Below are 23,909 nucleotides of genomic sequence, written 5' to 3' on the forward strand. Positions count from 1 at the left end.
TGCAAGTACGTCCCAGGGTGATTAGCTCAGCTGGGAGAGCACCTCCCTTACAAGGAGGGGGTCACTGGTTCGAGCCCAGTATCACCCACCAAATTGAAAGCAGTAACCGATTTATCGGGGCATTAGCTCAGTTGGTAGAGCAGTTGACTTTTAATCAATTGGTCGCAGGTTCGAATCCCGCATGCCCCACCAGAATTTGTGTTTAGTAATAAAGAGTAAGAACGTCCCAGGGTGATTAGCTCAGCTGGGAGAGCACCTCCCTTACAAGGAGGGGGTCACTGGTTCGAGCCCAGTATCACCCACCAATTTTAATGATAAGTGCCGTATGGCAGTTATTAGTACTACCGATTTATCGGGGCATTAGCTCAGTTGGTAGAGCAGTTGACTTTTAATCAATTGGTCGCAGGTTCGAATCCCGCATGCCCCACCAGATTTAGAAAAAATCCCAGGGCGCTTAGCTCAGCTGGGAGAGCACCTCCCTTACAAGGAGGGGGTCACTGGTTCGAGCCCAGTAGCGCCCACCACTCTTTTGAGTAGAAAGTTGAATAAATAGTAAAGCAGTAAAAGTAAGTCCCAGGGTGATTAGCTCAGCTGGGAGAGCACCTCCCTTACAAGGAGGGGGTCACTGGTTCGAGCCCAGTATCACCCACCATATTTGTAGTAGAAAATTGAACAGCAGTAACCGATTTATCGGGGCATTAGCTCAGTTGGTAGAGCAGTTGACTTTTAATCAATTGGTCGCAGGTTCGAATCCCGCATGCCCCACCATCTTCAGTACTATCCTTCCTGCATTACCCATTCTTAATATTCCTTTTTGACTATCCTTTTTAGATAAGTACTACAGCCGCACTGCGGATTTTTTATTTTGTTTTTTCGATTAACAGCCGGATAAAATCGTATGCCTTGTCCTTTATGCCTCGTAAATTTGGGTTACTCCCCCAGTAGCGTTATAATGCCAGCCCTTGACGCAATCCGGATGGAACACGGGAACCTGTTATGACTGAAGCTGTTGATATCTACGAATTTGACTATCCATTTCCCGCCAAGCCGGCTGTGCTGACGGTTGATCGGCAGCGGGAACTGACAGAGGAAATTAAAGGACTGCTCACTGCGCGTAATGCGGTGCTGGTGGCGCACTACTATACGGACCCTATTATTCAAGCTCTGGCCGAAGAGACCGGTGGCTGCGTGTCTGACTCGCTAGAAATGGCGCGTTTTGGTAAAGAACATCAAGCCAAGACGCTGATCGTGGCGGGCGTGCGTTTTATGGGCGAGACCTCAAAAATCCTCAGCCCAGAAAAAACCGTATTGATGCCCACTCTTAAAGCCGAGTGCTCGCTGGATTTAGGCTGCCCTGCGGATGAATTTACCGAGTTTTGTGATAATCACCCAGACCATACGGTAGTGGTGTACGCCAATACCTCGGCGGCAGTAAAAGCGCGCGCCGACTGGGTAGTGACGTCAAGTATCGCATTGGAAATTGTTGAGCACTTGGATAGCGAAGGTCACAAGATCATTTGGGCGCCGGATCGCCACTTAGGCGCTTATATCGAAAAAGAAACCGGCACCAAGATGCTGCGCTGGCAGGCGGCGTGCATCGTACACGATGAGTTTCGCGCCAAGGCCCTAAAAGGCTTAAAAGCACAATATCCAGAAGCGGCGGTATTAGTGCACCCAGAGTCACCGGCTTCTGTGATTGCGCTGGCCGATGCGGTGGGCTCCACCAGTCAGTTGATTAAAGCGGCACAAACGTTGCCCAACAAGAAACTGATAGTGGCCACGGATCAGGGCATCTTTTACAAGATGCAGCAAGCCTGCCCCGACAAAGAGTTGGTGGCCGCTCCTACCGGCGGTAACGGCGGTACGTGCCGCAGTTGTGCTAGTTGCCCGTGGATGGCGATGAACGGCTTAGAATCGATTCGTGACGCGCTACGGGACGGCGGTGCTACTCATGAGATACAAGTGGATGAAGCCACGCGTATTAAAGCCATGATCCCACTGGAGCGGATGCTCAACTTCGCCGCCGAGCTAAAAATGAAAGTGCAGGGGAATGCTTAACTGATAGTGAAGGGTGAAGCGTGAATAGTGAGGAGTAAAAGATAAAACACTTCGCCTGCAAATTCGGCGTTTTTCTCCTCACACATTACGCTTTCTCTTTACACAAAAAAAACGGCACCGAGATTACTCTCGGTGCCGTTTTTATTTTAGTCTTTTTCTTCTCACTGCCCTTATGCTGTCTTCCTGACGAAAGTCAGGATCTCGCTCTTTGTTGTTAGTGACTAAGAGCAGATACCGGGGCGAGCCCGGCACGACGGCATAAGGAAAAGACGGTATTTATCTTTAACTTACAGCGTAAAGCTTACGGCTTAAAGCTGTGTGTTACCGATTCTCTTCGCCGCCTAGGGCTTCGATAAGATCGGGTATGAAATTGGACAGCTCGCCGGTCACCAAGGCAAAGTCCGCGTCAAAGCGGGCGGCCACGTCTTCATTAGTCACGTCGTCGTTTTGCTCGCGCAGCTCTTCAGAGAATTTTAAGCGTTTTACGCTCATGTCATCAGAGAGAATAAAGCTGATGGTTTCGGCCCAGTTTAGCGCCAACTTAGTGACCAGTTTATCCGCCTCTAAATGCACTTTGATTTCTTCGCTGAGCAAGTCGTGTTGCTTGGCGCGAATAATACCGCCGTGCTCCAGCGCTGAGCGCAGCTCTACTTCGTCTTCTAAAGCAAAGCCAGCTGGTGCGGCACCTTCTTTAAGCCATTCGGTGAGGGTGAGCTCAGGCGGCGTGGTCATGGCCAGCGGCACTACTGGCAGTGAACCAATGCTCTTGCGCAATAAAGCTAATAAGTCTTCGGCGCGCTTAGCAGAGCTGGCATCCACAGCAATAAAGCCATCTTTCGGATTAATCCACGCGAAGGTTTGCTGAAAACGGCTAAAGGCGCGGGGCAGCAGGTCGACAATGATCTCTTCTTTGAGCGCGTCTTTTTCTTTTTTCTTCAGCGCGCGGCCTTGCTCAAGCTCAATGGCTTCTGCTTTTTCTGCCACCATGTCATTGATTACCGAGCCGGGTAGCATTTTGTCTTCTTTTTTCGCACACAGCAAAATCTGCTCACCGGCCACGTGAGTCATGGCCTGGCCGTGTTTGCCTAATGGAGAAACCCAACCAAATTTAGACTGTTCTTGGCTGCCACAAGGCGTAAAGGGTAGGGCTTCGAGCTGCTTTTCCAGATCTTCTAATGACACATCAAACGGGCGGGTAAAACGATAAATCTGCAGGTTCTTAAACCACATAGCATCCTCGATAGCGAGCCACAAAAAACGCATTGTACTGCAAACTGGCTTTGTGATCAGGCTGTCATTATCAAGCTTGGCTTACCGATCTGGCTCACAGTGCCTTATTAAAGGGCAATTGGCTTGCTTAAAGCTCTATACACTCAGCTAAACACTCAGCTAGACAAGCACCTAAACACGCACCTACACTTAAATTCTCGCCGGAGAGCAGCTAATGATACGCGCCGCCAAGGCTATTGATGAGGAAGCCATTCAAGAAGTCTGGCTACTCGCCTCCTTACAAGCCCATGATTTTATTCCCGCCGCCTTTTGGTGGCAGCAACAAGCTGCCATGCGTGCTCGCTATTTACCTGCCGCCGAAATTTGGGTGTGTGAGCGAGCACAAGAAGTACAAGGGTTTGTGGCCTTGGTCGATGATTACTTGGCCGCGCTGTTTGTTCGCCCAGATTGCCAGCAACAAGGCGTAGGCCGAGCGCTGCTCGACTTCGCTAAGCAACAACGCATTCAGCTGTCAGTAAAGTTGTATTGTGAAAATGACATAGCCGTGAATTTTTATTTAAACCAAGGCTTCACCGTGATTAAAGAGGGCACAGACGTTGCCAGCGGCCAGCCAGAGCTGTATTTGCAGTACCGACAGGCCACCGATGACAGAGCATCCCTTTCACTATGCCAACATACTTAGTGGGGCCCCATAGGTAGTGTAGACATAAGCCGTGCAGCAGCTAAATATGCCACGCCAAGGTGCTAGCTAATTCATATCCCGCTCATCGATCCCGTCTAATCATGTGGCTTTGTCATTAATGCCTAATCGGCAAGTCATTGATAAAAGGTAATCAATTCATAAAACTGTCACACTTACTGCTAATAATGGTCATACAGAGTCAAGGCCCGTAAGGACAGTAAGATGACACGGAAAATACTGGTAGTAGAAGATGAAGCCGCCATTCGCGACATGTTGTGTTTAATGCTGGAACAAAAAGGTTTTAGCCCTGAGCCTGCTGCTGACTTTCAGCAAGCGGTTAACCTACTCAAAGAACCTTACCCCGAACTGATTTTGCTGGATTGGATGTTGCCCGGTGGCAGCGGTATTCAATTTATTAAACAGTTAAAGCAAAGTGAGCTCACTCGTCAAATACCGGTGATCATGCTCACCGCCCGCGCCGAAGAAGAAGATAAAATCAAAGGCCTAGATGTGGGCGCCGACGATTACATTACTAAACCCTTTTCCTTAAAAGAGCTGACTTCGCGCTTAAATGCGGTGCTGCGCCGGGTAACACCCATGGCGGTAGATGAGGTGGTGGAGGTGCAAGGCCTCAAGCTTGATCCAGTGACCCACAGAGTCAGTGCCCATGAACAAGCGCTGGAGCTAGGCCCTACTGAGTTTCGATTATTACACTTTTTTATGACCCATCCCGAGCGCGTATATAGCCGCGAGCAATTGCTGAATAATGTATGGGGCACCAATGTCTATGTGGAAGACAGAACCGTGGATGTGCACATTCGTCGTTTACGTAAAGCGATATCGCTCGGGGGGCACGATCAAATGATCCAAACCGTGCGCGGTGCCGGTTACCGCTTTTCAACACGCCTTTAGACTGACATGCAATTATCAGCATCTAACCCAGGTTGGTGGTGGCGGCTGCTGCTTTATTACGGCGGTTTTGCGCTGCTGGGTTTGGCATTAGGAGAGGTCACACTCGGGCTATTGGTCGCCACCGTCGTGCATTTATTGTGGCACTCGCGGTTTCAGCGCAAGCTTGCCATTTGGTTATGGCGGGATCGCAGCTTGATCCCGCCGCAAGGACAGGGCAGTTGGGAGACCATTTTTAATGGTTTATATCGCTTGCAGCTGCGCCAACGCGCGCGGCGACGAGAGCTGGCACGTTTGATCCGCCGTTTTCGCCAAGGTGCCGAAGCGCTGCCAGACGCGGCCGTGGTGATAGGTCAAGATGGCGGTATTATTTGGTGTAATAAGTTGGCCCAGCAGCTATTAGGCTTTCGTTGGCCCGATGATGCGGGCCAGCATATTGGTAACTTGATTCGTACTCCGCTGTTTATTGCTTACCTGGAGCGCGGCGAGTTTCAAGACCCATTAGAGCTGGCTTCACCGCAGCGTGAACAAACACTGCTGGAGTTTCGCATCATGAGCTATGTGGAAGATCAATGGTTGCTGGTGGTGCGAGACGTCACGCGCTTGCGAAGCCTTGAGCAAGTGCGCAAGACCTTTGTGGCTAACGTTTCCCACGAGTTGCGCACTCCCTTAACCGTGCTAAAAGGCTACATGGAAATATTAGAAGAGCCGCCAGAGCCCGCCATGTGGCAAAAAACGCGCTTGGTGATGCTGGATCAAACTTTGCGTATGGAAGCGCTGGTTAAGCAATTGATGACCCTGAATCGTATTGAGGCTTCAAACTCGGTGGCCAGTGACCAAGTGGTGGATCTGCCGGCCATATTGGCGATGCTAAAACTGGAAGCGCAGGCGCTCAGTGGCGAAAAAGGCCATGAACTGTGTTTTGAGGTTGATGAGCAACTTTTGGTGTTGGGTGATCAGGAGCAACTGCGCAGCACTGTTTCTAACTTGGTGTATAACGCCATTCGCCATACTTCTGCCAACACGCGTATTGTGGTGGAATGGCGCCGCGAAGGGCAGCAAGCGCGCTTTTCGGTCACAGACTCAGGTGAGGGAATAGCGTTTGAACATCTTAATCGACTCACAGAGCGCTTTTATCGGGTTGATAAGGCGCGCAGTCGCCATACGGGTGGCTCAGGGTTGGGCTTGGCCATAGTGAAGCATGCACTGGCCCACCATGACTCACGATTAGAGATCAGCAGCCAGTTAGGCAAAGGCAGCTGCTTTAGTTTTACCTTGCCCGAGCACCGCGTACTTGAAAAAAAGCTTAAAGCTGAGAGTTAGAAGCGGGAAAGACCGCGTCTACAGGGTGTGCCGTGGATTTTAACTTCGGGCTTCTAATTTATAGCTTCCCGCTTTCTTTGTTCTTCATCGTATTTGTCACAGCTTGGTCATCGCTATTTCATCTCTCTGTCACATAGAAAGGCAATACTGGCGACGTCTAAAGGAATCGAACCCAAACGGAGATAAGCATGAAACTGAATACTCTAGTGACAGCTCTTGGTTTAACGGCCGCTCTGGCATCAGCGAATGTACTGGCTGCCGTAGATAGCAACTTAGCGGATTATGAAAAAGTAAGTGGTATTTCCGGTAACCTATCCTCGGTTGGCTCCGACACTCTGGCTAATATGGCCACGCTGTGGGGAGAGGCGTTCACTCGTCATTATCCGAACGTGAATATTCAAATTCAAGCCGCGGGTTCCTCTACTGCACCGGCTGCCCTCACCGAAGGCACGGCTCAATTTGGCCCTATGAGCCGCGGCATGAAAAGCAATGAAGTAGAAGCCTTTGAAAAGCGTTATGGCTATAAGCCGACCGCAGTGCGCGTGGCGATTGATGCCTTGGCGGTATTCGTGCATAAAGACAACCCTATCGAAGGCTTAAGCATCGATCAGGTCGACGCTATTTTCTCCAGCACCTTAAGCTGTGGTAGCGCTGAGCCCATTACTCAGTGGGGACAAACTGGGTTAAGTGGCGACTGGGCTGCTCGTGATATTCAGCTCTATGGTCGTAACTCAGTATCCGGTACTTATGGCTACTTTAAAGATGAAGCGCTCTGTAAAGGTGACTTTAAAAATAACGTGAATGAGCAGCCAGGCTCGGCCTCGGTAGTGCAATCGGTTTCTTCGTCTTTGAATGCGATTGGCTACTCGGGCTTAGGTTACAGCACCTCAAGTGTGCGGTCGGTCCCGTTGGCGGCAGCCGGCTCTAAAGATTATGTGGCAGCCAATGCCGATAATGCCACCAGTGGCGATTATCCCTTGTCGCGCTTTTTATATGTTTACGTGAACAAGCACCCTAACGAGCCGTTAGGGCCAATGGAAGCCGAATTCGTGAAGCTGATGTTATCTAAGCAAGGGCAAGAAATCGTCAATAAAGACGGTTATGTGCCGGTGCCAGCGAGCGTAATTGAAGCAGACTTGAAGAAGTTAGGTTTATAAAAGACAGTAATTTTTAGCCGCCAGATGTCAGTATCTAAATCACATTAGGCTGAGCTGTAACTGTTAGAGCATCCACTGTTATTTGATTTTTCCCCGAGCTTACCCTCGGGGTTTTTTGCTTTTTAGCGATATGATTTTTAGTCGTCTGCTTTGCCTTGCATTTTGGGTTGCCGTTTATGTCGCAACTTATGTTACTTGTGATGGTGATATGTAACTAAGAGGCGCTAAATCAAAGGAAAGTCGGCGATATAGGCAATAAATAGTGCAGAATGACCCTGCGATACCTTTTTTATTAGCGACAAATGTGGCTATATAGAGAGCCCGTTTAGGCGCACAAGGTAGCGGCAGGAGTCGACATGGAAATCAGAAAAATCCGCAGTGGTGAGGCCGGTAGCATTTGGCGCTTGCTCCACGATACCGTGCACCGCATTAATCAGGCGGATTACAGCCAAGATGAACTCGTGGTGTGGGCGCCCGATGAATATGATGCGCCCCATTGGGTGAGTCGCTTTATTCGCACTCATCCCATAGTGGCGACCGAAGGGCGAGAGCTACTCGGCTTTGCCGAGTTGGCCGAAGATGGGCGTATTGATTTATTTTACGTGCATCATGCGCATCAAGGTCTGGGTGTGGGGCGCGCCTTAATGCAGCGCCTTAAAGCCGAAGCCGGCGCCCGCGGTTTGCAACAGCTTTATTGTGAAGCCAGCATTACGGCTCGGCCTTTTTTTGAGCGCATGGGCTTTAGCTTTGTCGAGCAAAGAGAGTTGGAGCGCAAAGGCGACCGAGTGCCGGTATTGCTGATGGAGAGTAAGCTATAAGCTTGGTTTTGCAGAATTTCTGAGTATTTACTTCAACAAAAACGCGACCGCATATCGGTCGCGTTTTTGTTTTAGGTGCTGCTTTAGGTGTGTTATACCAAACGCACTAATTTTATGATCTAATATATGCTCAGATAGGAGCTTATATGACCCCTGATTTCCCCAAATTAATGCGCGAAACATCTGACGCAAGAATGCGCCTGAGACTACTTGCTATCTCTCATTTCGTAGATGGAAAAAATCGCACGCAAATCGCTGAATTCTTGAAAGTGAGTCGGAACAGCGTTAACAACTGGGTTAAGTCCTATCTAAACTTTGGGATAGAGGGATTAGCTGAGAAGCAACATACAGGCAGGCCCTCACAATTGACTGAAAAGCAGTTATTACAGTTGAAACGGTATATCGCTTCTAATGCAATTAAGCCAACAGGAGGTAGGCTCCAGGGCGCAGATATTATTGAATATATCAAAGAGGAGTTTGACCAATCTTACAGTTTGTCAGGTGTATATAAGTTATTGAGAAAACTAGATTTAGTGTGGATTACGACCCGTTCTAAGCATCCCAAGCACTCCCTAAAAGCGCAAGAAGCTTTTAAAAAAATTTCTCAACGACACGATCCTTAAGATCCCCGGTCATGTCTGCTTAAAAAACGTTAAAATCTGGTTCCAAGACGAGGCTAGGTTTGGTCAGCAAAATACAACTACACGGATTTGGGCAGAAAAGGGAAGTCGTCCCCGTGCGGTACAACAGCAACAGTTCGAATATGCATATTTGTTTGGGGCAGTATGTGTCAGCACCGGTGAATCAGAGGCAATTATTGCTCCGGTGAGCAACATGGAGGTGATGAAAAAGCACCTCGAATTAATCTCTGAGGCAACCCCCTTTGGACAGCATTCAGTTGTCATTATGGATTAAGCGAGTTGGCATCAATCCTATCTTGCTGATGAATTTGATAATCTCACCATAATCCATCTCCCACCTTACTCACCGGAGTTAAATTCAATAGAACAAGTTTGGAGCTGGTTGCGACAGAATGAAATTGCCAATCGATGTTTTGAGGGTTATGAAGATATCGTGGATAAACTATGTGGTGCTTGGAATCGGTTTCGCGAAGATAAAAACAGGGTCATTTCACTCTGCTTTAGAGATTGGACTAAACTGACTAGTTAATTAGTGTGATTGGTATTAGATACTTAGCTGTTAGCCATTTATGGGGCCAAAATAGGCTAGATCTCACGACAGCTCTGAAAAGCAGGCAATAAAAAACCCACCAGAAGGTGGGTTTTTTATTTGATTTGGTCGGCGTGAGAGGATTCGAACCTCCGACCCCTAACACCCCATGCTAGTGCGCTACCAAGCTGCGCTACACGCCGAATCGGTGGTCACTATATAAGCCCGTGTAAAAGGGCGCAAGCTCCTTTTGTTATTTCACGTTCGTTTGCTGCTTTCTTATCCGTTATGGACCTTTTTCGTGCATGTTAGCTGCAGGCTTCGCTTTTTTACGCTCACAAAGCCAGTATCGGCTTCATCAAGCGGCCGTGCTTTAGCCCTATGATGGTGTTTGCTGCTCACTATTTTCTGCAGCGCACTATTTTGTCATACTGGGCGGCCAGCGGGGACGATTGTCTTAATAAAGAGCGACGTCTTGCTAAACAAACTGAAATAAAGTGCTGATGAACCTAAAAGAGCTACCGATGAACCAACACGAACAAGACCAATATTGGATGCGCCAAGCCATGCGCTTGGCGGAAAAAGCAGAGGCGCAAGACGAGGTGCCGGTGGGCGCCTTGGTGGTCTACCAAGGGCAATGCATCGCCGAGGGCTGGAACCAATCCATTGGTAGCCATGATGCCACAGCCCATGCGGAGATCATGGCGCTGCGCCAAGCGGGGCTGGCCTTAGGTAATTATCGACTGTTGGACTGCACTTTATATGTGACGCTTGAACCGTGCATGATGTGCAGCGGTGCCATGGTGCACAGTCGTATTGCACGATTAGTGTACGGCGCGGCGGACGCCAAAACCGGTGCTGTGGACTCGAACTTACAGCTACTGGCCACGCCAGGCTTAAACCACAGGGTCAGCTGGCAGTCGGGTGTGTTAGAGCAAGACTGTGCCAGCCAATTGAGTGCTTTTTTTAAGCGCCGACGCGCCGAGCACAAAGCGGCGCGGCTTTTAGCGCGGGCGAATGAGAGCTAGCTGGTGGCAAATAAGAGTTAGCGCGTAGCGAGTAAGGTAGAGTAAGCCTGCAGTTAAGCTTGCTCTGAATCCTGCTATTTGAATCTTTTATAGCGTGGCGATCAGATCAAGACTCACCACTAGGTCCTCACCTAAGGCTTGCAGCTGCTGCAGTAGGTCGTGCAGCAATTGGCCATACGGCAAGTTGATCATAAAGTTAGCTTCAAAAACCTGGGTGTCGGTCGTGGGCGCCGCATAGCTGGCGGTGTGCAGTGATTTAATGCGGACATTGAGCGGTGCTAGCACCTCGAACAGCTCGGCCATGATGCCGGGGCGCTCAATGGCCGTCACCGTGAGGTGTGCCGCTTGGCCCATGGGCGTTGCCCCTCGGGCGGTTAATACTTGTATTTTCAGGTCGGGTAATTGTTGTAGCGCTTGGCTGAGTGGCGCACTGTGAATAATTGGGACTTGGATCTCTAACAGGCCCGCAATGTGTCCGGCCAGCTCGGTCAGATGACTGGCTTGCCAACTGCCTTGATGCTGTTTGATAAGGGTGGCGACCTGAGCAAGCAACGCGACGTTATCTGGGCCTACTTTATCATCGGCATCGATTTTCTCTGCATCAATTGAACCAAGAAGGGTAACGATGAGCGTCTGCATGATAGCTTCCAAGCAAAAAAGATAGATATGTTCAAGATAGTCGTGTCTGACCAAAAACGAATAAATCCCTCACACCCCACATTCTTTTCTCCTATAGGTGCCAGTTAGTGACTGGCCGCTATCACTTCAGGGGCGACTGTCGCTTCTTCTCCGATTACTGTCACATAGTTGTCATATCTTGCCCCTACAATAAACACCACTGGATATTTATCGAGGTGGACCCATGTCAACCCAAACTCAAGCCCAAGCCCTTGCTTTGTCGGGCAGTCGCAAGCGCTGGTTGAAAGACCGCATAGCGCAAATCGGCGTGACCACCGGCGGCATTTTGGTGCTGGTGACTTTATTATTGATTTTCTTATATCTGCTCTATGTGGTTAAACCCATTTTTGATAGTGCGCGGGTGGAGCCGGGTGCTGAATTCAGCTTGCAGGAACGCAGCGCCGGCACTAGTCGAGAATTGGGCGAGACGGTGTTGCTGGGGGTAGAAGAGCAAAATGAGTTGGTGTATCGCTTTAACGATCAAGGTGACGTCGATTTTTATTCTTTGCCACAACAGGGTAAGCGCGTTCATAGCCTGAATATCGACCGCGAGGTGACCAGTGTCGCCCGCAGCATTAGTCATAATATGGTGGCCTATGGCCTGATTGACGGCACCATTATGGTGCTGACGCCTAAGTTTAACGTCAGTTATCCGGATAATATTCGCACCATTGACCCACAAGTGACCTTTCCGTTTGGCGAGCAGCCCTTAGTGGTGGACGAGGCAGGGCAGAGCCTTACTCAGCTTAGCGTGACCAGCCAAGGTCAAGACTTGCTGGTGGCCGGTATTACTGAGTCAGGTCGTGGCGTGCTGACGCGTTTTGCCGGCAAAGAAAACTTTATGACCGGTGAAGTGGAGCTCAGCTCGACTCAAGTCGAGATTCCAGGCTTGCCCAGTGACGTGGATCAGTTATTGCTGACGCCGAATCTGCGCTTCTTGTTTGCGCGCAGCAAAAACGAAGTGTATGTGTTTGATGTGCGCAACATCAATAAAGTGGCGCTGCGCAACGTGCTCACCATGAATGCCAAAGGTGCCAATATTACGACCTTAAGCCTATTGTCAGGTGGTAACTCGATTTTGGTGGCCAACGATAACGGTAAAATATCTCAGTGGTTTGAAGTGGCGCGTGACGGCAAGCGTGAGTTTATCTTTATTCGCGACTTTGCCACCCAAGGCGCAGTGACCCAAATTACTTCTGAGATAAATCGTAAAGGATTTATTACCACGTCCAGCACGGGCAGCTTAGATATTTTCCACACTACCGGTGGCTCGCGACTGTTTTCTGCTCCCTTAGCTGAGTCGCCGGTGTCGGCGCTGGCCATGTCGCCGCGCAACTCCATGTTGTTGATGCAAAGCGGCGATACTGTTTCCACCTTTTATGTGGAAAATGAACACCCCGAAGTCACCTGGCGCGCGCTCTGGACCAAGGTGTGGTACGAAGGCTACCCCGAGCCTCAGTATGTGTGGCAGTCCACGTCGGGCAGCAGTGACTTTGAGTCTAAGTTGAGCTTGGTGCCTATCTCGTTTGGTACCCTGAAAGCGGCATTTTATGCCCTGTTGTTTGCCATCCCTATTGCCATTGCCGGTGCGGTGTACACCGCTTACTTTATGTCGTCGGGCCTGCGCAAAGTGGTTAAGCCTACGGTGGAGATCATGGAGGCCCTGCCAACGGTGATTCTGGGCTTTTTGGCAGGACTTTGGCTGGCACCCTTAATTGAAGGTCATTTGCCGGGCATGGTGATATTGCTGGTGATGCTACCGGTGTCGATTTTGGTAATGGCCTTTGCTTGGCATCACCTGCCTAAGTCTTTGCGCAATTGGGTGCCGGAAGGTTGGCAATGCATTATCTTGCTGCCGCTGGTGATCTTGGTTGGCTGGAGCTCTTTTGCTTTAAGCCCTTGGGTAGAAGACGTGTTGTTTGGCGGTGACGCCCGCGGCTTTTTGACCAACGAACTGGGCATTGGCTTTGATCAACGCAACTCTCTGGTGGTGGGTATTGCCATGGGCTTTGCGGTTATTCCCACCATCTTCTCCATTGCCGAAGATGCGGTGTTTTCGGTACCCCGGCATTTAACTAACGGCTCACTGGCGCTGGGTGCTACTACCTGGCAAACCCTGACCCGTGTGGTCATGCTGACCGCCAGTCCGGGTATTTTCTCCGCCGTGATGATGGGCTTAGGCCGAGCGGTAGGCGAAACCATGATAGTGCTGATGGCCACCGGCAATACGCCGGTGATGGATCTCAGTATCTTTAGCGGCATGCGCACCTTGGCGGCCAATATAGCGGTGGAAATGCCAGAGGCGGAAGTCAACAGCTCACATTATCGAGTGTTGTTCTTGGCCGCGTTTGTGCTGTTTATTTTCACTTTCATGTTTAACACGGTTGCTGAGTTTGTTCGCCAGCGACTGCGTGACAAATACAGTTCAATGTAGGGGCGGACCACATGAATAAATGGTTTAAATCGGGCGCGCCTTGGATCTGGATGACCGGCGGTGCCGTGAGCGTCAGTTTGGTGGCGGTATTGGGTTTATTACTGCTGATTGGCTGGCGCGGGCTGACCTTTTTCTGGCCGCACAGTATCTATGAGTGGCAGGTGAGTACGCCGGCGGGCGAGCAGTATACGGTGATTGGTGAAATTCATGATCGCGAGCAAGTGTCACTGGCGCAGCTGCGTGGCGCCGGTCTGGCCATGGAAGGGGTGACGGCTGAGACTTTAACGCGTTTTTTAATTAAAACCGGTAACCGAGAGTTTGTACCGCTCGATTTTCGCTGGTTACTGGAAACCAACATTGCGTCTCGGGCGCAGCCGACTGATTTAGTGGTGTTAGAGCGCTCTAATAACGGCAATTTTTACGGTTATCTGGAGCAGGTGCGCCAAGGTGACAATGCGGTAAGTGGCGACTTGCGTGAGCAGTTGCGTGACAGACTCGAACGGGTGCAGAATCTTAACCGTGAGATGAAGTCACTACAAAGAGGCGACATTGGCAGTATTAGTTATCAGCTTGAGCAGCTACGCCTAAAGCAGCGCCGCTTAGAGCTTGAAGGAACGGCCACAGAGAGTGCATTGGCGGATATTCGCAGTCAGGAGCAGCAGCTTAGAGCCGATTACCAGGTGTTAGAGAAGCAATTATTTGCACTGCGCACCGAGTCGCAGCGCGATAATATTGTGGTGCGTGATATGCGCGGCGAGTCGGTAACCTTGTCGTTGGGTAGCGTATTGGATGCCACTTGGCCCAATGACATGGGAACCCTGGCCAAAGCGCTACACTGGTTTTCACAAATAGGTAAGTTTGTGAGTGGTGAACCCCGTGAAGCCAACACCGAAGGCGGCGTGTTTCCAGCCATCTTTGGCACCGTATTTATGGTGATCTTGATGGCCATTATCGTCACGCCGCTGGGTGTGGTGGCGGCGATTTATCTGCACGAATATGCGGGCAAAAATAACCTGACCAAAATGATCCGCATCGCCGTGATCAACTTAGCCGGGGTGCCGTCCATCGTGTATGGCGTGTTTGGTTTGGGCTTCTTCGTGTATATGGTCGGCGGCTCGCTGGATCAGCTATTTTATCCGGAATCCTTACCCACGCCGACCTTTGGCTCGCCTGGGGTGTTGTGGTCCGCGTTAACGCTGGCGATTTTAACCTTGCCGGTGGTTATCGTCTCCACCGAAGAGGGCTTGTCGCGCATACCCAGCTCTGTACGCCAAGGGTCACTGGCCTTGGGCGCTACCAAAGCGGAAACCTTATGGCGCATCGTTATCCCCATGGCGAGTCCTGCCATTATGACCGGGCTTATTTTGGCCATTGCCCGCGCGGCGGGAGAGGTCGCACCCTTGATGCTAGTGGGTGTGGTAAAGCTGGCGCCCAACTTGCCGGTAGACGGTAACTTTCCTTTTCTACATGTAGAGCGAAAATTCATGCACTTGGGCTTTCACATCTACGACGTGGGTTTTCAAAGCCCGAACGTAGAGGCGGCACGCCCCTTGGTTTACGCCACTTCTTTCTTGCTGGTCACGGTAATAGTGGGGCTGAACTTGACGGCAATTGGCATCCGTAATCACCTGCGGGAAAAATTCCGCTCTCTCGATCAATAAGCGGTGCGCCTGTGATTTGCTTGCGCCAGAGACCCCAGTTTGAGGTAATAATATGATGAACATCGCCATGCCTAACAATCAGCACATGAGCCAAGAGCAGAATGTCACGCTAGAGCCGCAGCGCATGAGTGCGGAGCAAAAAGCATTGGAAATACGTAACCTGAATTTATTCTATGGTGGGAAGCAGGCGTTATTTGACGTCAATATGAACATTGCCAAAGGTCAGGTAACGGCATTTATCGGGCCTTCGGGCTGTGGTAAGTCAACCTTGCTGCGGTGTATTAATCGCATGAACGATTTAGTAGATCATTGCCGCATAGAAGGCGAGATCCTGTTACACGAGCAAAATATCTACCACAAAAGTGTGGATGTGGCGGCTTTGCGCCGTCGGGTGGGCATGGTGTTTCAGCGGCCCAACCCTTTCCCGAAGACCATTTATGAAAATGTGGTGTACGGTTTGCGCCTGCAAGGGATCAACGACCGCCGCCGACTGGATGATGCGGTGGAGCGATCGCTGCGCGGTGCGGCATTGTGGGATGAGGCTAAAGACAGATTGCATGAAAATGCCTTTGGCCTGTCTGGCGGTCAGCAACAGCGTTTGGTGATAGCGCGCGCCATTGCCATAGAGCCTGAAGTGTTATTGCTCGATGAGCCTACCTCGGCCTTGGATCCGATTTCGACCTTGGTGATTGAAGAATTGATCCACACCTTAAAAGATCAGTTTACGGTGGTCATCGTCACCCACAATATGCAACAAGCGGCGCGGGTGTCTGACAACACGGCGTTTATGTATATGGGTGAGCTGATTGAATACACAGACACCAATACCTTATTTACCACGCCGACTAAAAAGAAGACCGAAGACTACATTACCGGTCGCTACGGTTAAGGAACCAGCAGATGAATCAGCAAAAACTCAATAAACATATTTCTGGCCAGTTTAATGCGGAGCTCGAAGAGGTACGCAATCAGGTGCTGGTGATGGGCGGCTTGGTCGAGCAACAGCTCAGCGATGCTATTACTGCGATGCACAAGCAAGATCTCGATCTGGCACGCCAAACTGTCGCCAGAGACCAAGAGGTTAACGCACTAGAAGTGGAGATAGCTGAAGACTGCACCCGTATTATCGCTAAACGCCAGCCCGCAGCGTCGGATTTACGACTGGTATTGGTGGTGCTAAAAACCATTACTGATTTAGAGCGGATCGGCGATGCTGCTAAGCGCATTAGCCGTATGGTTATCGATAATGCCGATCAACCACAGCCGCCTTTGGTGTCGATTGAAAATATGGGACGGCGCGCGGTGAGCATGCTGCATCAAGGCTTGGATGCGTTTGCGCGTATGGACTTAACGGCCGCTATTGCAGTGCACAAACAAGATAGTCAGCTGAATCGTGATTATGAGTCTATAGTACGTGAGCTGATGACATTTATGATGGAGGATCCGCGATCGATCCCGCAGGTGCTTAAAGTACTTTGGTGTGTACGCTCGCTAGAGCGGGTAGGGGACCGCGTGCAGCACCTGTGTGAATACATCATTTATTTTGTGAAAGGCAAAGATGTGCGCCACCGCAGTGACGAAGATATTTACAATTTATTAGACTAAAAACTAAGCGCGCTCGTAAGTTAACGCCAGCCTGCGTGATTTATGTGGCCAGTAGCCCTGACATTACTGGGTGTATTTTTCGCAATAAAAGCGAAATTTATCGCTGCAGGGAAGAAAATGCTGAGTTTATAGTCAAATTGTTTTTTATTTTTTAAGCTGCTATCTATTTGAATTTTAAGTGTTTTAATTCACATAGTGAATATTTATGCACAATTGGCATAGATTGCGCTGTTACTAATAGCAATTCATTTTTGCCTCTGACTCCCTACAAGGGGTAAACTATGAAACCAAGCGATTAGGGTTAGTAATCGGTCTTAAACACACTACTGACAACTAGAATAGAAGAAGAAAAATATGACGGAACGTACTCATCTCGGCACTTTACAAGTTGCTACCGTTCTTCATGATCTGGTAGTAAACGAAATTATTCCCGGCACTGGTGTTGAGCCAGCAGCATTTTGGGCAGGTATGGAACAGATCGTTAACGATTTGGCTCCTAAAAACCGCGCTCTGCTAGAAAAGCGGGAAGCCTTGCAACACCAAATCGATGAATGGCACCAGGCTAATGCCGGTTCTTCGTTTGATGCGGCAACTTACAAGAAGTTCTTAACTGACATCGGCTATTTATTGCCGGCTGCAGCAGACTTCACCATTACCACTACTAATGTTGACGCTGAACTGGCTACCTTAGCCGGCCCGCAACTGGTGGTACCTGTGAACAATGCTCGCTTCGCGCTCAATGCCGCGAACGCTCGTTGGGGTAGCTTGTATGACGCCCTTTACGGCAGTGACGCTATTTCTGATAAAGATGGCGCAGAAAAAACCAAAGATTTTAATCCAGCTCGCGCCGCTAAAGTAGTCGCTTGGGGTCGCAATCTGCTGAACCAAGCCGCACCTTTAGCAGTGGGCAGCCACGCAGACGCGACCACTTACGCCATCGTAAACGGTGCACTGCAGATTACGCTGGAAAATGGCGAAGTGACGAGCTTAGCTGATAACAGCAAGTTTGTGGGTTATAACGGCGACACCGCCGCTCCCAGCTCGGTATTGATCCGAAACAACGGCATTCATATCGAACTGCAATTCGACCCTAATAGCCAAGTGGGCGCGACTGACAAAGCCGGTATTAAAGACTTAGTGCTGGAAGCTGCGTTATCTACCATCATGGACTGCGAAGATTCCATCGCCGCCGTTGATGCAGAAGACAAAGTGGGAGTGTATCGCAATTGGTTGGGCCTAATGAAGGGTACCCTGACCGAGAAGATCAAAAAAGGCGATAAAGAGTTCACTCGTAGCCTGAACCCGGACCGCGAGTACTTAGCGCCCAACGGTGAAGCCTTCAGCTTACATGGCCGTAGCTTGTTGTTCGTACGTAACGTGGGTCACTTGATGACCAACGAAGCGGTACTGGACAAAGACGGCAATGAAATACCAGAAGGTATTCTTGATGCCATGGTTACCAGCCTGATTGCGATGCACGACTTGAAAGGCAACAGCGAGTTCCGTAACTCGCGCACTGGCAGTGTATACATTGTTAAGCCGAAGATGCACGGTCCTGAAGAAGTAGCCTTTGCTTGTGAGCTGTTTGAGCGCACCGAGCAAGTGCTGGGCTTGAGCCACAATACTCTGAAAGTGGGTATTATGGACGAAGAGCGCCGCACCAGTGTTAACCTCAAGGCCTGTATTGCCGAAGCGAAAGAACGTGCGGTGTTTATTAACACCGGCTTCCTCGACCGTACTGGTGATGAAATTCACACCAGCATGGAAGCGGGCCCTGTGGTACGCAAAGGCAACATGCGCAAGCAAGCCTGGCTCAGCGCCTACGAAAATAACAACGTAGATGTGGGTTTGGCAACGGGCTTACAAGGCAAAGCACAAATTGGTAAAGGCATGTGGGCGATTCCAGATAAAATGGCCGAAATGCTCGAAACCAAAATTGTGCATCCCTTAGCCGGTGCTAACACCGCTTGGGTACCTTCGCCAACGGCCGCTACCTTGCACGCTACCCATTACCATCAGGTGAATGTGCATGACCGTCAAGACGAGCTGAAGTCTCGCGAAGCAGCTAGCTTAAATGCACTGTTGACCATTCCTTTGCTGACTCAAGAAGCAAAAGACAGCCTAACTGCCGCTGAAATCCAGCATGAACTGGATAACAATGCGCAGGGTCTGTTGGGTTATGTGGTGCGTTGGATTGACCAAGGTGTGGGTGTGTCCAAAGTGCCAGACATTAATGATGTGGGCCTGATGGAAGACCGTGCTACTTTGCGCATCTCAGCCCAGCACATTGCTAACTGGTTGCGTCACGGTATCTTGAACGAAGAGCAGGTGATGGAGTCCATGAAACGCATGGCCGCCATAGTTGACCAGCAAAACGCCGGTGATACTAAGTACACCAATATGGCACCAAGCTTTGATGGCATCGCCTTTAAAGCGGCTTGTGACTTGGTACTGGAAGGTCGCACTCAGCCAAGTGGTTATACTGAGCCACTGCTGCACGCTTATCGTCGTAAGCTGAAAGCCCAACAGGCTTAAAGCGCCCCGACTCATTGGCCTAGGCCCTTGGTTTGAGGAATACAGTCAGACGAGCACAAAAATCCCCAGCCCTAGCTGGGGATTTTTTTCACCCTAAAATTTAAGCGCCATCAATACTGGTTTGCCGATACTGGTGACCAACGCTGTCTGCCATTCTTCTACAGGCAAGATAGTGGTTCGCTGTTGCGGGTACAAAACACCCGTCCCTTCACGTTTTACATCGAAAGTTTATCCACGCCGCTGTTTAGTCTGGGTGAATACTGTCACTCTTAGCTGTTATTTTTCACTTGTTTTCGCAATTGTTATTACCACTTCACTCACTTAACTTTACGAATAGGGTTGGCATGCTTACACGTTTGGTTATTTCGCTGTCTGCGTTAATTTTCAGTGTCTTCTTACTTATGGGTGGCAACACCTTTGTGATGACCTTGCTCGGCGTTAATTTAGGTCTTAAAGGCGTTGAACCGACCCTGATTGGTAGCATTATGGTGTGCTACTCAGTGGGCTTCGTGTTGGGCTCTTTATATGGTCCTAGAGTGATTAAGCGAGTGGGCCATATTCGCGCCTTCGCCGTGTTTAGTGCCTTCTTGGCCAGCTCGACGCTGATCTTCCCGCTCACTGACAGCATCTTGCTCTGGTCTTTGTTGCGCGCCTTTGGCGGCATTGCCGTGGCCGGTTGTTTTATTGTTATTGAAAGCTGGTTTAGCGCTGTGGCCAGTAACGATAACCGCGCCACGTTGTTTTTCTCTTACCAAATTTGTACTTACTTGGCGGCCACCGCTGGTCAGTTATTAATTGGCTTTATTGACCCTATGGCGTATATCCCTTTTACACTCGGCGCCATAGTGCTGATCGCCGCCTTAGTGCCTATCTCATTGAGTCGCATGGATGCCCCCACCATAGAGCACAACGAGCGCATCAGCGTAAAGGCCATTATTAAAGAGGCGCCCGTGGGCTTATTGGCGGCGCTGTGCAGTGGCATGCTGATCAGTAGTTTCTACGCCATGGCACCGGTTTATGCCATTAATGTGGGGCTTAAGGTGGAGCAGTTATCCTACTTTATGGCCGCTTCCGTGTTCGCTTTTATTATTTTTGCCTTGCCGTTGGGCCGCTTATGCGACCGCTTAGATCGCAGCAAAATCATGGTGTGGATTAATGCTTTAGTGGCGTTAAGTGCGCTGGGCGTGGTATTTGCCGGACCTTATCATCTGGGCTTTTTAATTGGTTTTTCGGCGCTCTATATGGGCATGGTGGCGGCTATTTATCCGGTGGCAGTGGCCATTACCAATGACCGCATGGAGGCTCAACATATAGTAGCGGCCAGCACGACTTTACTGCTGAGCTATGGCCTAGGCAGCACCTTGGGGCCGTTGTTTAGCTCCAGTATGATGTCGTGGTTTGGTGCGCAAGGTTTGTATTATGGCTGTGGTGCTATCGCGCTTGTGTTGGGCTCTTACACTTGGGTGTGGCGTTTGAAGTCCAGAGTGGTGGAAGTGGAAGATCAGGCGCAATATATTCCGAGCTCCGCAGAAACCGTGGGTGTGATCAGCGAACTGGATCCGCGAAACGAAGAGTTTGTGGATGTGCCAGAAGAAGAGATTTATCCGCACTTAGAAGCAGAAGAAATTGCCCAAGCGCAAGCCTGTCAAATGGAGCTAGATTTGCCGGAGCCAGAGCTCGATGTAGGTGAAGAAGAGTCAATACTGGTGCCTCACTAGCCACACTACTAAAAACTTTTTACTAGTTACTAATACCGCATTCTTAATAGCCCTTTGATCAGCCACTGCTTAAAGGGCGGCTTTGCGTGCAGGGCTGGCAAGAGAGCTGTGATTAGCTATGCTTAATGGGTGTTGCGCTGTCATCGCAGTGTCAACTTTGAGTGCTAGGCTGCAGATTAAGCGTTGAGATTAACTCGCCGACACTCACGACAGATAATCACGACAACTCAATAGTAAGAGGGCTACATAATGGACTATGTTGCACAAAAAAATACTGCTGTTGCTACCACAACGCCCTGCATATGGAATGCAGACGATTGTTATCCCGCCAGTTTGTTGTACTGGCTACAACAACAAGCCGACCCGTCAAGGGTTATACTTGAGCCTACTGATTTAGCGCTGGAGGGCGCATAAAAGGTGTTATTACTTTAAACCCAGCTGCAAATGCGGCTGGGTTGTTGTTTTTAGCACCCCATCACAGCCACAGCCATTCCCCTTGCTTTGAATCCCCGTTAGACTTGAGCTCTGAATAATGCGCCACGCCAATGTGGGCCGCACTTTTGAGCTCAGCAGGAACCAGATTAGATGATCCGAGTCGCCATTAACGGCTACGGCCGCATAGGTCGCAGTATATTGCGGGCTTTTTATGAACGTGGCCTGCAGCCTTATATGAAAATTGTTGCCATCAATGAGCTGGCTGAGCCAGAAGCCATGGCACACCTGACCCGTTATGACTCCAGTCATGGTCGCTTTGGTGAAGAAGTGACGCTGTTACCCGGTGCGTTCGAGATTGCCGATGATATTATCCATTTATGTCATGAGGCGGATCCGGCGAAACTACCCTGGCGTGAGCTGGGTATAGACTTGGTGCTGGAGTGCACGGGCGTATTGTCGAGCCGAGCGGACGCCGAGCGTCATTTAAGTGCCGGTGCCAAAAAAGTATTATTTTCGCATCCCGGTGATAACGATCTAGATGCCACTATCGTCTATGGTGTTAACCATCAGCAGTTAACAGGCCTTGAGACCATGGTCTCTAATGCCTCTTGTACCACCAACTGCGTGGTGCCGGTTATCGAAACACTGCACCGGGTGTTTAATATTAAATGCGGTAATATCACCACCATTCACTCGGCGATGAACGATCAGCAAGTGATTGATGCTTATCATTCGGATTTACGTCGCACCCGCGCCGCCAGTCAGTCGATTATTCCGGTGGACACCAAGCTTGCCAAAGGCGTGGAGCGCATCTTGCCGCATTTTGCCGGCAAATTTGAAGCCATCTCAGTGCGCGTGCCCACCATTAACGTCACCGCCATGGACTTAAGCGTGCTGGTTGAGCACAAGGCGACGGTGGAGGCGGTAAACCAAGTACTGCGTGAAGCGGCACTGGGTCCATTAAAAGGCATCTTGGGCTACACAGAGGCACCACTGGTGTCGGTAGACTTTAACCACGACCCCCATTCGTCGATTATTGATGGTACGCAAACCCGAGTCAGTGACGCTAACCTGATCAAAATGCTGATGTGGTGTGATAATGAATGGGGCTTTGCCAACCGCATGTTGGATACCAGTTTAGCTTGGCTTAACGCCGTAAAATCTGCTTAAAAACACACTTAACCGCCTTACATTTAACTGAAGATAAGGGACGCCCTAATGTCTGTCATTAACATGAGTGAGCTCGATTTAGCCCATCAACGAGTGCTGATCCGTGCCGATTTAAACGTACCCATTAAAGACGGCGTAGTCAGCTCAGACGCACGTATTTTGGCCTCACTGCCCACCATTAAAGCCGCACTTGAGCAAGGTGCCAAGGTGATGGTGACCTCGCATTTAGGTCGTCCGACAGAAGGCGAATATTCGGCTGAGTTTTCACTGCAGCCGGTGGTCGATTATTTACAAAAAGCCTTGAGCGTGCCGGTGCGCTTGGCCACGGATTATTTAAACGGACTCGAGCTGGCTGAACAAGAGCTGGTGGTATTGGAAAACGTGCGCTTTAACGTGGGCGAGAAAAAAGACGACGAAACGCTATCGCGCCAATATGCAGCTTTATGTGATGTGTTTGTGATGGACGCTTTTGGTACTGCCCACCGCGCCCAAGCGTCCACTCATGGCGTGGCGAAGTTTGCGCCCATCGCCTGTGCCGGCCCTTTATTGTCGGCGGAGCTTAACGCGCTGGCCAAGGCCTTGGATAACCCCGCTCGCCCGTTAGTGGCGGTAGTGGGCGGCTCGAAAGTCTCGACCAAGCTGACTGTGCTAGAATCTCTGTCGACCATTGCCGACCAGTTAGTGGTGGGTGGCGGTATTTCTAATACCTTTGTGGCCGCAGCCGGTCATAATGTGGGCAAGTCGCTCTATGAAAAAGACTTGATCCCCGAAGCCCAGCGTTTGATGGCTAAATGCGCGATTCCGCTGCCCACCGATGTGCGCACCGCCACCGAGTTTTCTGACACCGCAGTGGCGACGGTAAAAGACGTGTCTGAAGTACAAGATAATGAGCTAATCTTTGATCTCGGTGATGAGTCCGCTCACGTGCTGGCCGAGATTTTAAAAAATGCCAAAACCATTATCTGGAATGGCCCAGTCGGCGTGTTTGAGTTTGAAAACTTCCGTGCTGGCACCGAAATCATCGCCAAGGCCATTGCCGAGAGCGACGCTTTTTCCATTGCGGGCGGCGGAGATACCTTAGCGGCCATCGACTTATTCGGCATTAAAGACCAAATTTCCTATATTTCTACCGGTGGCGGTGCTTTTCTTGAGTTTGTAGAAGGCAAAACCTTGCCCGCCGTAGCTATGCTTGAGCAAAGAGCCAAAGGCTGAGCTTAAACAAAAGCTCGAACCTAAACCCCAACACAGATTTATCTCGGGCGCTGCGTCTGTAGCGACCGATTATGCTTTAGAGAGGA

Annotated in this window: 17 protein-coding genes, 8 tRNA genes and 1 pseudogene; 23 read left to right on the forward strand and 3 right to left on the reverse strand. The window is 50.1% G+C overall.

Translation table 11 applies throughout. From position 1 onward, the window contains the following. The first annotated feature begins 15 nt into the window (after positions 1-15). The 8 genes from R0134_RS04340 to nadA all read left to right on the forward strand — a co-directional run bounded on the left by R0134_RS04340 (position 16) and on the right by nadA (position 2,058). Positions 16-91 (forward strand) — tRNA-Val (locus R0134_RS04340). A gap of 25 nt (positions 92-116) precedes the next feature. Next, positions 117-192, forward strand: a tRNA-Lys gene (locus R0134_RS04345). A 37-nt stretch (positions 193-229) separates the two neighbouring features. Next, positions 230-305 (forward strand) — tRNA-Val (locus R0134_RS04350). 49 nt (positions 306-354) lie between these two features. Beyond that, positions 355-430: transfer RNA gene (locus R0134_RS04355), tRNA-Lys, on the forward strand. 18 nt (positions 431-448) lie between these two features. Next, positions 449-524: transfer RNA gene (locus R0134_RS04360), tRNA-Val, on the forward strand. A gap of 52 nt (positions 525-576) precedes the next feature. Beyond that, positions 577-652 (forward strand) — tRNA-Val (locus R0134_RS04365). 40 nt (positions 653-692) lie between these two features. Then, a tRNA-Lys gene (locus R0134_RS04370) sits at positions 693-768 on the forward strand. A gap of 228 nt (positions 769-996) precedes the next feature. After that, positions 997-2,058, forward strand: a complete 1,062-nt coding sequence (gene nadA, locus R0134_RS04375) for a quinolinate synthase NadA (protein ID WP_319783626.1) — start codon at positions 997-999, stop codon at positions 2,056-2,058. 321 nt (positions 2,059-2,379) lie between these two features. On the opposite strand, the gene rdgC is transcribed toward nadA, so the two are convergent. Next, on the reverse strand, positions 2,380-3,288 hold the full coding sequence (rdgC, locus tag R0134_RS04380) for a recombination-associated protein RdgC (protein WP_319783627.1): 909 nt from the start codon (positions 3,286-3,288) through the stop codon (positions 2,380-2,382). Between the two features lie 214 nt (positions 3,289-3,502). Here rdgC and R0134_RS04385 point away from each other — a divergent pair, with 214 nt between their 5' ends. The 6 genes and pseudogenes from R0134_RS04385 to R0134_RS04410 all read left to right on the forward strand — a co-directional run bounded on the left by R0134_RS04385 (position 3,503) and on the right by R0134_RS04410 (position 9,347). Continuing rightward, entirely contained in the window at positions 3,503-3,970 is a 468-nt protein-coding gene (locus R0134_RS04385; protein WP_319783628.1) for a GNAT family N-acetyltransferase, read from the forward strand. Positions 3,971-4,192: 222 nt separating this feature from the next. Beyond that, positions 4,193-4,882 (forward strand): phosphate regulon transcriptional regulator PhoB, encoded by a 690-nt coding sequence (gene phoB / locus R0134_RS04390; protein ID WP_319783629.1) that lies wholly within the window; start codon positions 4,193-4,195, stop codon positions 4,880-4,882. A 6-nt stretch (positions 4,883-4,888) separates the two neighbouring features. Continuing rightward, a complete protein-coding gene (gene phoR / locus R0134_RS04395; RefSeq protein ID WP_319783630.1) occupies positions 4,889-6,202 on the forward strand; it encodes a phosphate regulon sensor histidine kinase PhoR in 1,314 nt (437 codons plus the stop codon). Positions 6,203-6,390: 188 nt separating this feature from the next. Continuing rightward, the gene (locus R0134_RS04400; RefSeq protein WP_319783631.1) at positions 6,391-7,359 is read left to right on the forward strand and encodes a phosphate ABC transporter substrate-binding protein PstS family protein; all 969 of its coding nucleotides are present in this window, start codon (positions 6,391-6,393) and stop codon (positions 7,357-7,359) included. 356 nt (positions 7,360-7,715) lie between these two features. Next, positions 7,716-8,177: a GNAT family N-acetyltransferase gene (locus R0134_RS04405; RefSeq protein WP_319783632.1), complete on the forward strand. Its 462-nt coding sequence runs from the start codon at positions 7,716-7,718 to the stop codon at positions 8,175-8,177. A gap of 146 nt (positions 8,178-8,323) precedes the next feature. Continuing rightward, positions 8,324-9,347, forward strand: a pseudogene (locus tag R0134_RS04410) (IS630 family transposase). Positions 9,348-9,473: 126 nt separating this feature from the next. Here R0134_RS04410 and R0134_RS04415 read toward each other — a convergent pair. Further along, positions 9,474-9,550 (reverse strand) — tRNA-Pro (locus R0134_RS04415). Positions 9,551-9,871: 321 nt separating this feature from the next. On the opposite strand from R0134_RS04415, the gene tadA reads away from it, so the two are divergent. Further along, complete coding sequence (gene tadA, locus R0134_RS04420; protein ID WP_319783634.1) at positions 9,872-10,375, forward strand: tRNA adenosine(34) deaminase TadA; 504 nt, start codon at positions 9,872-9,874, stop codon at positions 10,373-10,375. Between the two features lie 87 nt (positions 10,376-10,462). Here the strand turns inward: tadA and R0134_RS04425 are convergent, their stop codons facing one another. Beyond that, positions 10,463-11,014, reverse strand: coding sequence for a glycine cleavage system protein R (locus R0134_RS04425; protein WP_319783635.1), 552 nt, complete (start codon positions 11,012-11,014; stop codon positions 10,463-10,465). A gap of 223 nt (positions 11,015-11,237) precedes the next feature. Between R0134_RS04425 and R0134_RS04430 the strand changes: the two genes are divergently transcribed. From R0134_RS04430 to R0134_RS04465, 8 genes are all read left to right on the forward strand, one after another. Then, the gene (locus R0134_RS04430) at positions 11,238-13,487 is read left to right on the forward strand and encodes an ABC transporter permease subunit (RefSeq protein ID WP_319783636.1); all 2,250 of its coding nucleotides are present in this window, start codon (positions 11,238-11,240) and stop codon (positions 13,485-13,487) included. Positions 13,488-13,498: 11 nt separating this feature from the next. Then, a complete protein-coding gene (gene pstA, locus R0134_RS04435; RefSeq protein ID WP_319783637.1) occupies positions 13,499-15,148 on the forward strand; it encodes a phosphate ABC transporter permease PstA in 1,650 nt (549 codons plus the stop codon). A gap of 52 nt (positions 15,149-15,200) precedes the next feature. Further along, positions 15,201-16,037 (forward strand): phosphate ABC transporter ATP-binding protein PstB, encoded by an 837-nt coding sequence (gene pstB, locus R0134_RS04440; RefSeq protein WP_413641423.1) that lies wholly within the window; start codon positions 15,201-15,203, stop codon positions 16,035-16,037. 11 nt (positions 16,038-16,048) lie between these two features. Beyond that, entirely contained in the window at positions 16,049-16,753 is a 705-nt protein-coding gene (gene phoU / locus R0134_RS04445) for a phosphate signaling complex protein PhoU (protein ID WP_087034769.1), read from the forward strand. Between the two features lie 354 nt (positions 16,754-17,107). Continuing rightward, entirely contained in the window at positions 17,108-19,288 is a 2,181-nt protein-coding gene (locus tag R0134_RS04450; RefSeq protein ID WP_319783638.1) for a malate synthase G, read from the forward strand. Positions 19,289-19,632: 344 nt separating this feature from the next. Next, positions 19,633-21,006, forward strand: coding sequence for an MFS transporter (locus R0134_RS04455; protein ID WP_319783639.1), 1,374 nt, complete (start codon positions 19,633-19,635; stop codon positions 21,004-21,006). A 585-nt stretch (positions 21,007-21,591) separates the two neighbouring features. Next, positions 21,592-22,611 carry an erythrose-4-phosphate dehydrogenase gene (gene epd / locus R0134_RS04460; RefSeq protein ID WP_319783640.1) on the forward strand — a complete coding sequence of 340 codons (1,020 nt, stop codon included), beginning with the start codon at positions 21,592-21,594 and terminating at the stop codon, positions 22,609-22,611. Positions 22,612-22,659: 48 nt separating this feature from the next. After that, the gene (locus R0134_RS04465) at positions 22,660-23,823 is read left to right on the forward strand and encodes a phosphoglycerate kinase (protein WP_319783641.1); all 1,164 of its coding nucleotides are present in this window, start codon (positions 22,660-22,662) and stop codon (positions 23,821-23,823) included. The last annotated feature ends 86 nt before the right edge of the window (positions 23,824-23,909 follow it).

Source organism: Oceanisphaera sp. IT1-181, assembly GCF_033807535.1.
In the GTDB taxonomy this organism is placed as follows: Bacteria; Pseudomonadota; Gammaproteobacteria; order Enterobacterales; family Aeromonadaceae; genus Oceanimonas.

Excerpts from the sequence above, each read along its gene's own strand:
- R0134_RS04405 (WP_319783632.1), top strand. The coding sequence starts at position 7,716 with ATGGAAATCAGAAAAATCCGCAGTGGTGAGGCCGGTAGCATTTGGCGC.
- phoU (WP_087034769.1), top strand. The coding sequence starts at position 16,049 with ATGAATCAGCAAAAACTCAATAAACATATTTCTGGCCAGTTTAATGCG.
- rdgC (WP_319783627.1), bottom strand. The coding sequence starts at position 3,288 with ATGTGGTTTAAGAACCTGCAGATTTATCGTTTTACCCGCCCGTTTGAT.
- nadA (WP_319783626.1), top strand. The coding sequence starts at position 997 with ATGACTGAAGCTGTTGATATCTACGAATTTGACTATCCATTTCCCGCC.
- R0134_RS04455 (WP_319783639.1), top strand. The coding sequence starts at position 19,633 with ATGCTTACACGTTTGGTTATTTCGCTGTCTGCGTTAATTTTCAGTGTC.
- pstB (WP_413641423.1), top strand. The coding sequence starts at position 15,201 with ATGATGAACATCGCCATGCCTAACAATCAGCACATGAGCCAAGAGCAG.
- R0134_RS04465 (WP_319783641.1), top strand. The coding sequence starts at position 22,660 with ATGTCTGTCATTAACATGAGTGAGCTCGATTTAGCCCATCAACGAGTG.
- tadA (WP_319783634.1), top strand. The coding sequence starts at position 9,872 with ATGAACCAACACGAACAAGACCAATATTGGATGCGCCAAGCCATGCGC.
- pstA (WP_319783637.1), top strand. The coding sequence starts at position 13,499 with ATGAATAAATGGTTTAAATCGGGCGCGCCTTGGATCTGGATGACCGGC.
- R0134_RS04385 (WP_319783628.1), top strand. The coding sequence starts at position 3,503 with ATGATACGCGCCGCCAAGGCTATTGATGAGGAAGCCATTCAAGAAGTC.
- R0134_RS04425 (WP_319783635.1), bottom strand. The coding sequence starts at position 11,014 with ATGCAGACGCTCATCGTTACCCTTCTTGGTTCAATTGATGCAGAGAAA.
- phoR (WP_319783630.1), top strand. The coding sequence starts at position 4,889 with ATGCAATTATCAGCATCTAACCCAGGTTGGTGGTGGCGGCTGCTGCTT.
- R0134_RS04430 (WP_319783636.1), top strand. The coding sequence starts at position 11,238 with ATGTCAACCCAAACTCAAGCCCAAGCCCTTGCTTTGTCGGGCAGTCGC.
- phoB (WP_319783629.1), top strand. The coding sequence starts at position 4,193 with ATGACACGGAAAATACTGGTAGTAGAAGATGAAGCCGCCATTCGCGAC.
- R0134_RS04400 (WP_319783631.1), top strand. The coding sequence starts at position 6,391 with ATGAAACTGAATACTCTAGTGACAGCTCTTGGTTTAACGGCCGCTCTG.
- epd (WP_319783640.1), top strand. The coding sequence starts at position 21,592 with ATGATCCGAGTCGCCATTAACGGCTACGGCCGCATAGGTCGCAGTATA.
- R0134_RS04450 (WP_319783638.1), top strand. The coding sequence starts at position 17,108 with ATGACGGAACGTACTCATCTCGGCACTTTACAAGTTGCTACCGTTCTT.